The organism is Bradyrhizobium sp. SZCCHNRI3043 (assembly GCF_032377735.1).
GTDB lineage: Bacteria > Pseudomonadota > Alphaproteobacteria > Rhizobiales > Xanthobacteraceae > Bradyrhizobium.
The window spans coordinates 418384-432164 of the sequence record NZ_JAUHID010000001.1 but is presented as its reverse complement, the minus strand read 5'-3'; the positions used below and the strand labels follow the sequence as shown (position 1 = coordinate 432164).

Annotated in this window: 9 protein-coding genes and 1 pseudogene; 6 read left to right on the top strand and 4 right to left on the bottom strand. The window is 66.1% G+C overall.

What is annotated here, in order from left to right; all coding sequences use genetic code 11:
- Positions 1–11: 11 nt before the first annotated feature.
- Positions 12–311 carry a Crp/Fnr family transcriptional regulator gene (locus tag QX124_RS02005; protein ID WP_409997651.1) on the bottom strand — a complete coding sequence of 100 codons (300 nt, stop codon included), beginning with the start codon at positions 309–311 and terminating at the stop codon, positions 12–14.
- A gap of 462 nt (positions 312–773) precedes the next feature.
- On the opposite strand from QX124_RS02005, the gene QX124_RS02000 reads away from it, so the two are divergent.
- Together QX124_RS02000 and QX124_RS01995 are read left to right on the top strand one after the other, a co-directional pair.
- Entirely contained in the window at positions 774–2048 is a 1275-nt protein-coding gene (locus tag QX124_RS02000) for a sensor histidine kinase (RefSeq protein ID WP_315795992.1), read from the top strand.
- A gap of 250 nt (positions 2049–2298) precedes the next feature.
- On the top strand, positions 2299–2556 hold the full coding sequence (locus QX124_RS01995; protein ID WP_315779118.1) for a hypothetical protein: 258 nt from the start codon (positions 2299–2301) through the stop codon (positions 2554–2556).
- Between the two features lie 75 nt (positions 2557–2631).
- On the opposite strand, the pseudogene QX124_RS01990 reads toward QX124_RS01995, so the two are convergent.
- Positions 2632–2912, bottom strand: a pseudogene (locus QX124_RS01990) (NAD-dependent epimerase/dehydratase family protein); the annotation flags it as partial.
- 600 nt (positions 2913–3512) lie between these two features.
- Between QX124_RS01990 and QX124_RS01985 the strand changes: the two are divergent.
- Together QX124_RS01985 and QX124_RS01980 are read left to right on the top strand one after the other, a co-directional pair.
- The gene (locus QX124_RS01985; RefSeq protein ID WP_315795990.1) at positions 3513–4646 is read left to right on the top strand and encodes an HlyD family secretion protein; all 1134 of its coding nucleotides are present in this window, start codon (positions 3513–3515) and stop codon (positions 4644–4646) included.
- Positions 4633–6258, top strand: coding sequence for an MFS transporter (locus tag QX124_RS01980; RefSeq protein ID WP_315795989.1), 1626 nt, complete (start codon positions 4633–4635; stop codon positions 6256–6258). The genes QX124_RS01985 and QX124_RS01980 overlap by 14 nt, the downstream gene beginning before the upstream one ends.
- A gap of 257 nt (positions 6259–6515) precedes the next feature.
- Here the strand turns inward: QX124_RS01980 and QX124_RS01975 are convergent, their stop codons facing one another.
- A complete protein-coding gene (locus QX124_RS01975) occupies positions 6516–7991 on the bottom strand; it encodes a M81 family metallopeptidase (RefSeq protein WP_315795988.1) in 1476 nt (491 codons plus the stop codon).
- 118 nt (positions 7992–8109) lie between these two features.
- Positions 8110–8724 carry a TetR/AcrR family transcriptional regulator gene (locus tag QX124_RS01970; RefSeq protein WP_315736503.1) on the bottom strand — a complete coding sequence of 205 codons (615 nt, stop codon included), beginning with the start codon at positions 8722–8724 and terminating at the stop codon, positions 8110–8112.
- 189 nt (positions 8725–8913) lie between these two features.
- On the opposite strand from QX124_RS01970, the gene QX124_RS01965 reads away from it, so the two are divergent.
- Together QX124_RS01965 and QX124_RS01960 are read left to right on the top strand one after the other, a co-directional pair.
- Positions 8914–10152, top strand: a complete 1239-nt coding sequence (locus QX124_RS01965; RefSeq protein WP_315795987.1) for an efflux RND transporter periplasmic adaptor subunit — start codon at positions 8914–8916, stop codon at positions 10150–10152.
- 245 nt (positions 10153–10397) lie between these two features.
- Positions 10398–13580 (top strand): multidrug efflux RND transporter permease subunit, encoded by a 3183-nt coding sequence (locus QX124_RS01960; RefSeq protein WP_315795986.1) that lies wholly within the window; start codon positions 10398–10400, stop codon positions 13578–13580.
- Positions 13581–13781 lie beyond the last annotated feature (201 nt).

Below are 13781 nucleotides of genomic sequence, written 5' to 3'. Positions count from 1 at the left end.
CCACCATTAAATCAATGCTGGCTGCGCACCGCCGTCGTGGGCGGCTGGAGAAATGCATCGAACCGCTGCTTGACGATGGCGTAACATTCGCACGAGGCTTTCTCGAGTCCGGGCCGGTCGAGCACCTGAATGGTGCCGCGACGATAGCTGATCAGGCCGGCCGCCTGCATGGATTGCGCGGCAAGCGTCACCGACTTGCGATTGGCGCCGAGGATCTGCGACAGGAATTCATGCGTGTACGGAAGCACCGCCCCTTCGGCCCGGTCGTGCATCATCAGCAGCCATCGGCAGATGCGCTCGACGGGATCCATCTGTCACACGCCCCACGACTCGCTGTCGGTGGGCCACACCACCGAGCGGAAAGAATTGCCGCCGAATGAGCGGATCTGACCGACGCGCCAACCCGGCCTGCCGCCTGGCTCGCATAGGGCGGTCTCCGGCGATGAGGGTGCTGCCCGCCGACTGAAAGGCTGGCATGAGCACGCCTCTCGCCACAGCATCAGTGCCCGCTCTCCGTGAAAGGTCCTCTGGATGAGCGCGCGGGGGGGGCACAGCAAGCGTCAGGTGCTACTGCCCGGCGCTCGACGCGCGCCGGGGGGCCATTCCTCGATTCGGCTCCCGACGAATTGCGCTGCGGCAAACTGGACCCCTGTTCGCTTTTGCTCAGACTCCGACCGGTGAACGGCAACACAATAGTCTCATAATATCAAATTGTAAGGAAGAGAGCAGCGGGGAATTTGTAGTCGGAGTGCGTCCTGTTTTGGAGAATTCGCGTGTTGAGACATCAGAGCCAAGATACCGCTTTTCCGATCTTTCTCGAGCGGGCAGGCGTCCGGAATGACATACGCAGCTACAGGCTCATCCAACAATCTGTGCTCGCCGAATTCAGTCGTGCTGCATTGCAGACCCGCGATATCAACAGCGTTCTTCAGCGCGCCACCGCGCTCTGCGCCAAGGGCCTCAATGCACCGTTCACGATGGCGATGGAATTCGTGGCGGATGGCAAGAGACTGCTGGTCCGCGCGGGTTACGGATGGCCGAGCCCGGTCGAGCAATCATCGTTCGTCGTGGACAGCGCCTCGTCTGCTGGCCGCGCCTTCCAGACAGGTCAAGCCATCATCACCAGTCGCGGCCCCCCTGATGGTCGCTTCGAGACACCGGGACTTCTTCCAGTAGACCGCGGCATCAAGACGTCGATCAGCGTCCGGATCGATCGCGGCGGACAAGGCGGCGGCTATTTCGGCGTGCTCCAGGTCGACAGTCCGGCCCCCCGCCGCTTCGACGAGGCAGACGTTGCCTTCCTCACTGAATTCGCCGACCTCGTCGGGATTGCAATCGAGCGCCTGCATGAGGAGACGCGGCTCCGGGAAGCCTTGGACCATCAAGCCATGCTGACGCGCGAAATGGGCCACCGCGTCAAGAACAGCCTCGCATCCGTCGTGGCCATGCTCCGCGTCCAGTCGTTCGGGTCGCATTCGGCTGAAGCCAAGCGCGCCCTCGAAGACGCAGGATCGCGCGTGGCGGCCATTGCCCAGGTTCATGATCATCTCTCGCGGGCCTCGCAGATCGGCTTGATCGACGTCGACGTCTTCCTCAATGACTTCTGCAGCCGGCTGCAACGCGTCGCGGGAACGAATGTGCTGCGCTGCGACTCCGACCCGATACGGCTTTCGGCCGATCATGCCGTTCCTCTCGGCCTCCTGATCAACGAGCTGGTCAGCAACGCCGTGAAACATGCCTACCCGGGCCGGGACGGGACGATCGACATCTCCGCCCGTGACATCGACGGCTGGCTGCACCTCAGCGTGTCCGATCATGGTGTCGGTCTGCCGGCCGATTTCGACATCGATCAACCGCGCGCGAGCCTGGGGTTCCGGATGATCAAGGGGATGGTCGAGCAGCTCCGCGGCCGCCTCTCCGTCAGCGCCAACCAGTCGACCGGCACGCGTGTCCTGGTCGAACTGCCGATGATCCCCCGCAATGAAGGGATTGCTCCGGCGACAGCATTCGTCACCGCAGAGCGACCGGTGCTGGAGAAGACCCGGTGATCCCTTGGGCGATCATCAATTGCCAGCACGGCCGATGACGTGATCCTCGATGCGCCGCTGACAAGGCCGGCCGCTTTCTCGAACGGCAGCTCTTTGTCAATGCTCCTCGTCCACGTGCCGCTGGTGGCGACGAGCGCGCTACACGCTTCATGGTGAGACCACACCGCAAATCCGAACATGCGCGAGCCCGGCGGCATTTACCGGGCGGAAACCGTTGCTGGCGTTCAATGCGAGCATGGCACAGTTGCGCATGGAAGTTCGCGATTCGACCGGCACCATCCTGCCGGGCTATGGCGACGCATTCTTCGACCTCAGGCTCCCCGGCGATCACCGCCGCGTGGCGCGGACCCTGCTCCAGATCATTCGCGGCGACGATGTCCGCTCACCGGTGCATAGCGTCCACTTCTTCCGGGGCGCTTCCGAGATCGGCTGCTGGTCGGTCGACGACGAGCGCGCGGAGATGAGCTTCGTGGACCAGTTCGCGCACACGCCGCCGGCCGCGGCGTAACAGCTTCCCCGACGAGCTCAAGGCACGCGGCATCGGCCTCACGCGATCCGCGGGTGCGCGCCAGGTCCAGGCCGAGCGGATGATCGTGCCGTCATAGTCGGTGCCGAAAATCGCGACGTCCGGCACATGGCCGAGGATCGCCGTCAGCGCCCGCGGGATCAGGTGCGTCTCGGGATCGCGCAGCTCACCGATCAGGCCTGACGCGTCGGCACCGCCGGCGTTGAAGTGCGGCGATGGCCGGTGGACAGATTGTCGTAGTAGATCGGCACGTAGCCGGCCCCGGCGACAGCCTTGCAGCAATGAGCCCCGATGTAGCCGGCGCCGCCGGCAACCAGGATCGCTCCCTTGTGACCCATGCATGAAGGCCTTCTGATCAGCAAACGGCTGGATCGAGTCGCGGATGAGAAATGTGACCCAGCGAGCCAACCGCTGCAACCGGGCAGCGCGCGCCGGCCGGCGTCACCGACAACCGCTTGGCGGCAGGCCGCTCCGTGCTCTTAACGCTCTCGCACCCGGCCGGTCGTCCGATTGCGGTCAGGTGACGCCGAATAGCGGGCGTCCCGCGACTACAGCACGACATCTAGCCGTGAACAGACCTCGTACCGGGCCGCGCCGCTGATTCGGACGCGGTTCGTTCAAGCCACGTTCTGAACGTTAACGTGAGCGCGCACGACGTCGCATTCTGGGACATCATGCGCAGGCTCGCCGTGGCAGCGAGTCCAGCGCTGATGCCGTTGGCGCGATCCCGGCGCGGCGATCGCGGGCTGTGCCTGTGCTCAACCTGCTGGCCTGTTAGCTGGTTCATCACGGTCCGATCGCCCGCGGGTTCCGTTCGGCGCGCAGATGTCCATGCCCCGCGACGCATGGCTCACGACCCAGAGTCCAGGTGGCACGCGGCGCAGAATGGGGTACGAGTCGTCGGACTGATCAGCGTCGGCCGATGCGGGAGACGTCCCTTGAGTGAAACACCGAGCAACGTCGACGCGGCGGCGCGCGCTGCAGCGACGCCACCGCCCTCGTCCGCCGCGGCGCCCGGGCTCTCGGCGCGTCTCGGCATTCCGCTGCTTGCGGTGATCGCAGCGCTCGCCTTCGTGGCGCTCGCGACCACGCGCTGGAACGCCTGGACCGGCAACGCAACGACCCAGTCGACCAACGACGCCTATGTGCGCGCCGACCTGACGCAGCTCTCGAGCCGCGTGGCCGGCGAGGTGACGAAGGTCGCGGTCAGCGATTTCCAGCAGGTCAAGGCCGGCGACCTGCTGGTCCAGATCGATCCGGCCGACTACGAGGCACAGGTGTCGCAGGCCGAGGCCAATGTCGAGGCGGCACAGGCGGCGCTCGACAACCTCAGCAATCAGGTCGAGCTGCAATACGCAACCATCGCGCAGGCCGAAGCGCAGCAGGTCTCGGCCGGCGCGGCCGAGGTGCAGGCCAGGCAGGAGGAAGAGCGCCAGCAGTCGCTGTCGCAGAGCGAGGCAGGTACCAAGCAGCGGCTGGAACAGGCAACGGCCGCCTATGCCAAGGCACAGGCGGACGTGCGCGCGAGCCGCGCGGTGATCGCCGCGCAGCGTCATCAGCTCGAGGTGCTCACCGGCACCAAGAAGCAGCGCGGCGCCGATCTCGCCGGCGCCAAGGCCGCGCTGGCCGCCGCGCGGCTCAAGCTCGGCTACACCAGGATCACCGCGCCGTTCGACGGCGTCGTCGGGCAGCGCCAGGTCCAGGTCGGCGACTACGTCAATATCGGCAGCAGCCTGATCGCGGTGGTGCCGCTGCCGCATGTTTTCGTCATCGCCAACTACAAGGAAACGCAACTCACCCATGTCGCGCCCGGCCAGCCGGTCGAGGTCACCGTGGACTCGTTCCCCGGCGAAAGCCTGCAGGGCCGCGTCGAGCGGATCGCGCCGGCCTCCGGCTCGCAATTCGCGCTGCTGCCGCCCGACAATGCCACCGGCAACTTCACCAAGGTCGTGCAGCGCATTCCGGTCCGCATCGCCCTCGACGGCGACCAGCCGCTGCTCGCGCGGCTGCTGCCGGGGATGTCGGTCGTGACCCACATCCGCACCACCGGCCAGGCCGATGGCGCCAAGTGAGACCGATCGCGGACCGCTGTCGCGCGGCGGCCAGGCGGCGCATCCGCTGTTTGCCGTCGGCGCCGTCCTGCTCGGCTCGTTCCTGGCGAATTTCGACAGCCGGCTGACCTCGGTCGGCCTGCCCGATCTGCGCGGCGCATTCTCGCTCGGTTTTGACGAGGGCGCCTGGCTGTCCACCGCGGCGATCGGCTCGCAGATCGTGATCGCGCCGGCCGTGGCGTGGCTCGCGACCGTGTTCGGTCTGCGCCGCGTGCTCGGCATTCCCAGCCTGATCTATGCCGTGCTGTCCCTGATCATTCCGTTCGTGCGCGACTATCCGACCTTGATCGCGCTCGCGATCCTGCACGGCATGCTGCTCGGCACCTTCGTGCCGGCCACGCTCATGATCATCTTCCGCAACCTGCCGATCCGCTGGTGGCTGCCGGCCATCTCGATCTATGCGATCCGGGTCGGCTTCGCGCTGGATACCTCGACCTCGCTGGTCGGCTTCTACGTCGAGCATCTCGGCTGGCAGTGGCTGTACTGGCAGGGCGTCGTGCTGGCGCCGCTGATGGCGCTGATGGTCTATCTCGGCACCCCGGCCGAGCCCGTCAACCGCGCGCTGCTCGAGAACGCCGACTGGGGCGGGATGCTGCTGCTCGGCAGCGCCGTGGCGATGATCTATGCCGGACTCGACCAGGGCAACCGGCTCGACTGGCTGCAATCGGGCACGGTGATGGCGCTGCTAGGCGGCGGCGCCGTGCTGTTCGTCCTGTTCCTCGTCAACGAGGCGCTCGCCCCGCAGCCATGGGCGCATTTCAACGTGCTGTTCTCGCGCAACATCGGGCTGTCGCTGGTCGTGATCCTGCTCTACACGCTGACCAGCCTCTCGAATGCGTCGCTGGTGCCGAACTTCCTCGTCACCATCACGCAGTTGCGGCCGGAGCAGAGCGGCTCGCTGCTGTTGTTCTACGGCGCGCTGCCGATGGTCGTGCTGGTGCCGCTGTCGATCGTGCTGCTTCGCCATCTCGATCCTCGCATCGTCGTCGTGCTCGGTCTCAGCGCCTTCGCGGCGGCCAATCTGCTCGGCACCCAGATCACCCACGCCTGGGCGCGCGAGGATTTCATCGTCATCGTCGTGCTGCAGTCGATCGGGCAGGCCCTGACCTTGCTGCCGATCATCATCCTCGCGCTGTCGAATTCCGATCCGGCCCGCGCGACGTCCTTTGCGGCCTATATCCAGGTGATGCGACTCGGCGGCGCCGAAATCGGCGTCGCCCTGATGGGAACGTGGCTGCGGGTGCGCGAGCAGGTGCATTCGGCCTATCTCGGCCTCAACATCCGGAGCGGCGATCTCGACGTCGCACGCGCATTGCAACGGTTGACCGGCTATTTCGCCGCGCATGGCGGCGGCCAGGCCAAGGCCCGCGCCGTCGGGACCTTGGCCGCGCAGGTGCAGCGCGAGGCCAACGTGCTCGCTTATCTCGACGCGTTCTGGCTGTGCTTCTGGCTCGCGATCGCCGCGCTCCTGCTGGTCGCCCTGATCACGCGCGCGCCGTCGGGCCCGTTCTCGCCAGCACCGATCGGTCTGAGGGCGGCGTGGATGCGACGGTTCGGATCGTCGACGACGTGAGCGAGCCCGACCCCGCATTCGGGTCGTAGCTTCCTCTCCAACAACGCCGGCGCGCCTCTGCGCCTTTAACCTTCTGGCGAAAGCCGAGCCGCGCGATCAGAATTGCTGGCGCTGCATGTTGCGCGCTATATCTGAGAGCTACGACATCTAGCCGTGAACAGATCTCAAACCGTGATTCGCAAGCGATTCGGACGCGGTTCGTTCCAGCCGCGTTCCGAACCTTAACAGCGGCACGGTGAGCGTCGCATTCTGGGACATCATGCGCGCGATGGTTGCGGCAGCTCATCGAGCGGCCATTTCGGACGCTTGATCTTCCTGTAGGGCAACGTCGTCACGTCGCGCGCGACCACGCCGGGCGCATCGACCATGATGATGTCGGCCGCGATCGGCGCAAATGCCGCGCGGAAATGCTGGGCGGATTTCACCACGACGAGCTTGCGCGTGGCAGGATCGCAGCCGAGCTGCGTGAAGAAGTCGGTGCCGAACGCCTGGCAACGGAACGTCGTGATCACGACCTCGACGCCATTGCTCACGATCAACGCGCAATCGCCGAGCTTGGCGGGCGTGCCGGCAAGGCCCGTCATCACCATGTTCTCCTTCAGCGCCTTGATCTCCCAGGTCGCATCGACCGAATCACCCGACAGCGGACCGATCTTGCCGCCGATCCGCAGCGGCAGCTTGGCGCCAACGCCGGCATCGAAGGCGATGCGCACCGCTATCGGATCCCAGAGTGGACCGAGGCAGGCATTGCCGATGTTGCGGTCGAGCAGCCGGCGCAGGATGAACGTGGAATCGCCGGGCGCACCGCCGCCGGGATTGTCGCTGGCATCGCCGAGCACGATGGTGCCGTCTGTCGCCAAGGCCTGGTCAAGCGCGGCATCGACGGCGGGCATACGCTCGGTCACCGCCTCGCGCATGCCGATCAGCTCGTCCGCAAGGCGGCGTGCCAGCGCCTTCGCCCTGACACCATCCGGATCGACGGCGGCATCGCTGTAGACCAGCACCTTGGTGCCCATGTCAGGCGTGTCGCCCCAGCCGAAGCCGTGCACGATCGAGACCGAGACGATGCCGTCCTTGCCTTCGAGCGCGGTGATGCGGTCGACGAAGCTGCGCACCGGCTCGCGCGTGGTGTGCAGGGTGACGATCATGTCGGTGTCGACCAGGGCCTTCTGCAGCTTCAGCCGCTTCTCGGCGATCTCGTTGCAATGCTTCACCAGATCCTGCGCGCGCTCGAGGATGTCGGTGTGCGGATATTCCTTCCAGCAGATCAGCAGATCGGCGCTTCTGACCATCAGCTCGCTCATGTGAACGTGGGGGTCGAGCGTCGCACCGATGACCACATCGGGCCCGACGATCTCGCGGATGCGCGCGAGCAGCTCACCCTCGCAATCATCATAGCCGTCGGCGATCATCGCGCCGTGCAGGCCGATCAACGCCATGTCGACCGGCAGCGCGGCTTTGAGGTCGGCAAGAATCTGGTCACGCAGGGTCTCGAACGCGGCGCGGGTGACCAGCCCGTTGGGCACGGCCGCGGCCACCAGCCCTTCGATCAGCGTCCAGCCCTTGGACGGCCCGACCTGGCGCGCAGCCCATAGCGGCCCGCCATGCATCTGCATCTTGTCGGGGTGCTGGCCGGCCGGGAAATAGGCGCGCTCATGGAAGGTCGCGAGCCCCGTGGGCATCGGAGCGAAGGTGTTGGTCTCGGTGGCAAGGGCGGCGGAGAAGACACGCATGGAGGGGAGGCTCTTGGTTCGCGCGAGGGACGAGGATGCGGCGCAGGGGACCGCATCGCGTCCATCAGCACAAGCCGGCAGGAAGGAAGAGCGCCCGTCGCCCAGCGCATGAGCGGCGTCAGACCGCCCTCTCAAACGCGACCGACTGATCCTCGATCGCCTTGATCGCGACCAGCGCGACCTGCGTCAGCGCCTCGCGGTCGGCGCCTGACGACGCCATCACGCTCATGCCGGTGATGACGGCCGAGACATAGCGGGCGAGCGCCGCAGGGTCGGCGGTGGCAGCCAGATCGCCTTCGCCCTTTGCGCGATCGAAACGCTGCCGGAGCTGCGCCTCGGTCTGCGCACGGCGGGCCGCGAGCTCGAACGGCACATTGGCCGAGCCGGAGCCGCAGGCGAGACCGCCCTGCACCAGCAGGCAGCCGGGCGGATTGGACGGATCGGTCTGTTTCTCGGCGACGCCCATCAGCATCCGCGCGGTGACCTCGCGCGCGGTCGGCGCGCTCAAGACCTCGTCCATCCAGGCCTCCCGTCGCGCCGTGTAGCGGTCGAGCGCGGCCCTGAGCAGGGCCTCCTTGCTGCCGAACGCGGCATAGAGGCTGGGCGGGTTGATGCCCATGGCGTCGGTGAGCTGGGCGATGGTGGCGCCCTCATAGCCATGGCGCCAAAACACCTCCATCGCCTGGTCCAGCGCGGTGTCGCGATCGAAAGTCCGGGGCCGTCCGATGCCCATGTGCAAACTCCTGTTCCGTCTCCGCCCCGTCCGATTTCTTATCTAGTTGTTATTGAACGCGATTTCTTTGATCTGGCGCAGTCGCCGAAAGTCGGGCTACTATTTTCGTAGTATCCGTTACATAAGTCTCTTGCGAACGGGTTGCCAGCGCCACATTTGTAGCGAGCACTACAAAACTGGAGCGCGCCAATGCCTTCGCCCGAAATTCGTTCCTCCGGCCGCCTGAAGCGGTGGCTGAGCACCGTCGCCGCCGCTGGCCTGCTGATTGCCGCCGGATCCTATGCCGGCTCCCAATATTTCAACTTCAGTTCCGCGCCGAATGCAGCCCGCGCTGCGGCCCCCGAACAGGCCGTCGCCGTTACGGTTGCCGTGGTCGAGCCGCGAAAGGCGAGCCTGTGGGACGAATTCTCCGGCCGGCTCGAAGCCGTCGAGCGGGTCGAGATCCGGCCGCGGGTGGCCGGTGCCATTCTCGGCACCAATTTCACCGAGGGCTCGCTGGTCAAAGCTGGCGACGTCCTGTTCAAGATCGACCCGGCGCCCTACGCAGCCGAGGTCGACCGGGCGCAGGCGCAGCTGGAAGCGGCGCGCGCCCGCGCCGCTTTCGCTGCCAACGAACTGGAGCGCGGCGCGCAGCTGGTCGGCAATTCGATCGTGACCAAGCGCGATTACGACCAGCGCGACAACGGCAATCGCGAGGCGATCGCCAACGTCAAGGCCGCCGAGGCGACCTTGCAGACGGCCAAACTCAACCTCGACTACACACAGGTGCGGGCGCCAGTCGACGGCCGGGTCGGCCGGATCGAGGTCACCGTCGGCAACCTCGTCGCCGCCGGCTCGGCCTCGCCGGTGCTGACTTCGCTGGTGTCCGTCAATCCGATCTATGCGAGCTTCGATGCCACCGAAGAGCTGGTGTTGCGCGCATTGTCGGCGATCGCCGATGGCTCGGGCAAGCGCGGCAATCTCGACCGCATCCCGGTCGAGATGACGACCTCGGGCGGCATCGCGGCATCCGGCCACATCCAGTTGATCGACAATCAAGTCAACGGGCAGAGCGGCACGATCCGCGTCCGCGCCGTGTTCAAGAACGAGGACGGCCGGCTGATCCCCGGCCAGTTCGCGCGCGTGCGCATGGGCCAGCCGCAGCAGCAATCGCTGGTGCTGCTCGACGAGCGCGCCATCGGCACCGACCAGGACAAGAAATTCGTGATGGTGGTCGGTGACGACGAGCGCGCTGTCTATCGCCCGGTCAGCCTCGGCGGCAGCGTCGACGGCCTGCGCATCATCTCCGCCGGTCTCAAGCCCGGCGAGCGCGTCGTCGTCAACGGCCTGCAGCGGGTGCGGCCGGGTGCGTTGTTGAAGACGCAGGTGGCCGCGATGGGCGCACGCGATGGGGCGGCGTCAGACAACAAGCAACTGGCGCAGCGCTGATCGTCATTGAGGCCCGGCTATCCGCGACCACCACAACTGTCGTCCCCGCGAAAGCGGGGACCCATAACCACCGGCCCTGCTTGTCGACCAAGGAAGATGACCCGCAGTCTTTTTCACCAATTGGCCGTCCGCGGTATGGGTCCCGGCGTTCGCCGGGACGACACCGGATGTGAGGCGGCAGCGAGCCAAACAGGCCAAGCGAAATCCACACTACACGCTGACATCTCCCGACCACGGGGCCTCCCATGAACCTCTCCAAATTCTTCATCGACCGGCCGATCTTCGCAGGCGTGCTGTCGACGCTGATCTTCCTCGGCGGCTTGATCGCGCTGTTCTCCATGCCGATCTCCGAATACCCCGACGTCGTGCCGCCCTCCGTCGTGGTGCGCGCGACCTATCCCGGCGCCAATCCGAAGGTGATCGCCGAGACGGTGGCGACGCCGATCGAGGAGCAGATCAACGGCGTCGAGAACATGCTCTATATGAGCAGCCAGGCGACCACCGACGGCGCGATGACGCTCACGGTCACCTTCAAGCTCGGTACCGATCCGGACAAGGCCACGCAGTTGGTGCAGAACCGCGTGCAGCAGGCCGAGCCGCGGCTGCCCAACGTCGTGCGCCAGCTCGGCGTCATCACCAAGAAGAGCTCGCCCGACCTCACCATGGTCGTGCATCTGATCTCGCCGAACGGCCGCTACGATACGACGTACCTGCGCAACTACGCGGTGCTCAACGTCAAGGACCGGCTGGCGCGCATCGACGGCGTCGGCGACGTGCAGCTGTTCGGCGCCGGCGACTATTCGATGCGGGTCTGGGTCGATCCGCAGAAGGCGGCCGAGCACGGCCTGTCGGCGTCCGACATCGTCAAGGCGATCCAGGCGCAGAACGTCGAAGCCGCGGCCGGCGTGGTCGGCGCATCGCCCAGCGTCAAGGGGCTCGACCTGCAGCTCTCGGTCAATGCCGAGGGCCGGCTGTCGAACGAGGACCAGTTCGCCGACATCGTCGTGAAGACCGGCGCCCATGGCGAGATCACGCGGCTGCGCGACGTCGCGCGCATCGAGCTCGGCGCCTCGGAATATGGACTGCGCTCGCTGCTCGACAACAAGCAGGCGGTGGCGATCCCGATCTTCCAGGCACCCGGCTCCAACGCGCTGCAGATCTCGGACAACGTCCGCGCCACCATGGCCGAGATCAAGAAGACGATGCCGGAGGGCGTCGAGTACCACATCGTCTACGACCCGACCCAGTTCGTGCGATCCTCGATCGAGGCCGTCGTGCACACGCTGTTCGAGGCCATCGTGCTGGTCGTGATCGTGGTCATCCTGTTCCTGCAGACCTGGCGCGCCTCGATCATCCCGCTGCTGGCGGTGCCCGTCTCGATCGTCGGCACCTTCGCGGTGATGCACCTGTTCGGCTTCTCGATCAACGCGCTCAGCCTGTTCGGCCTGGTGCTCGCCATCGGCATCGTCGTCGACGACGCCATCGTCGTGGTCGAGAACGTCGAGCGCAACATCGAGAGCGGCCTGTCGCCCCGCGACGCCACCTACCAGGCGATGCGGGAGGTGTCGGGACCGATCATCGCGATCGCGCTGGTGCTGGTCGCAGTGTTCGTGCCGCTCGCCTTCATCTCCGGCCTCACGGGACAGTTCTACAAGCAGTTCGCGCTGACGATCGCGATCTCGACCGTGATCTCCGCCGTCAACTCGCTGACCCTGTCGCCGGCGCTGTCGGCGCTGCTGCTCAAGGGCCACCACGAGCCGAAGGACCGCCTCACCCGCATCCTCGATTCGTCGCTCGGCTGGTTCTTCCGCGGCTTCAACCGCACCTTCGTCCGCGCCTCCAACAATTACAGCGGCAGCGTGTCGAAGGTGATCACCGGCAAGGCCGCGGTGATGATCCTCTATGTCCTGCTGGTCGGCGCCACCGCCGTGCTGTTCAAGCAGGTGCCGGGCGGCTTCGTGCCGGGCCAGGACAAGCAGTATCTGGTCGGCTTCGCGCGGCTGCCCGATGGCGCCACGCTCGACCGCTCCGAGGAGGTCATCCGCAAGATGAGCGACATCGCGCTGACCCAGCCCGGTGTCGAGAGCTCGGTCGCCTTCCCCGGCCTGTCGATCTCCGGCTTCACCAACTCCTCCAATGCCGGCATCGTGTTCTCGACCTTGAAGCCGTTCGACGAGCGCAAGGATCCGTCGCTGTCCGGCGGCGCGCTGGCGATGGAGCTCAACAAGAAATATGCGGGCATTCAAGACGCCTTCATCGCGATGTTCCCGCCGCCACCGGTCAACGGCTTGGGCACCATCGGCGGCTTCAAGCTGCAGATCGAGGACCGCGCCGGGCTCGGCTATGAGGCGCTCAACGACGTCAGCAAGGCGTTCATGGCGGGCCTGCAAAAGTCGCCGGAGATCGCCGGCGTGTTCTCGAGCTTCCAGGTCAACGTGCCGCAACTGTTCGCCGACATCGACCGCACCAAGGCGCTGCAGCTCGGCGTGCCCGTGACCGAGGTGTTCAACACCCTGCAGATCTACCTCGGCTCGTACTACGTGAACGACTTCAACAAGTTCGGCCGCACCTATTCGGTGCGCGTGCAGGCCGACGCGCCGTTCCGCGCCCGTGCCGACGATATCCGCCAGCTCAAGGTGCGCTCCGCCTCCGGCGACATGGTGCCGCTGTCGGCGCTGCTCAACGTGCGACAGAGCGCAGGTCCCGAACGCGCCATCCGCTACAACGGCTTCCTGTCGTCGGACATCAACGCGGCAGCGGCACCCGGCTTCTCCTCGGGCCAGGCGCAGGCGGCGGCGGAGCGGGTCGCGGCCGAGGTGCTGCCGCCGGGCTTCGCCTTCGAATGGACCGACCTGACCTATCAGGAGTTCATCGCCGGCAATTCGGGCCTGTGGGTGTTTCCGCTCGCGATCCTGCTGGTGTTCCTGGTGCTGGCCGCGCTGTACGAGAGCCTCACCTTGCCGCTCGCGATCCTGATGATCGTGCCGATGGCGCTGCTGGCGGCGATGTTCGGTGTCTACCTCTCGAAGGGCGACAACAACATCTTCACCCAGATCGGCCTAATCGTGCTCGTCGGCCTCTCCGCCAAGAACGCGATCCTGATCGTCGAATTCGCCCGCGAGCTCGAATTCGCCGGGCGCACGCCGCTGCGCGCCGCGATCGAGGCCAGCCGGCTCCGGTTGCGCCCCATCCTGATGACGTCGATGGCCTTCATCATGGGCGTGCTGCCGCTGGTGCTATCGACCGGTGCAGGCTCGGAGATGCGGCGGGCGATGGGGGTCGCGGTGTTCTCCGGCATGATCGGCGTCACCGTGTTCGGCCTGTTCCTGACGCCCGTGTTCTACGTGCTGCTGCGAACGCTGACCGGCATGAAGCCGCTGACCCAGCACGGCGGCCACGGCACGGTGGCAGCGCAGCCTGCGGAGTAAACGGCATGTGAACAAGCGTGATGTCGGACGCGGAGAAACGCAATCGTCTCTTGTTTCGTAGAGGCAAGTGACAGTCGGCGTCCTCATCACGCTTCCCCGATGATCCGGGGCACGATCAATTCTCAGCGACTGTGAACTGGATCACAGACCAGCGCAGCGGAATGGAGGACGCCAACTCCAGCACGTTGCGCCGACCCGGCG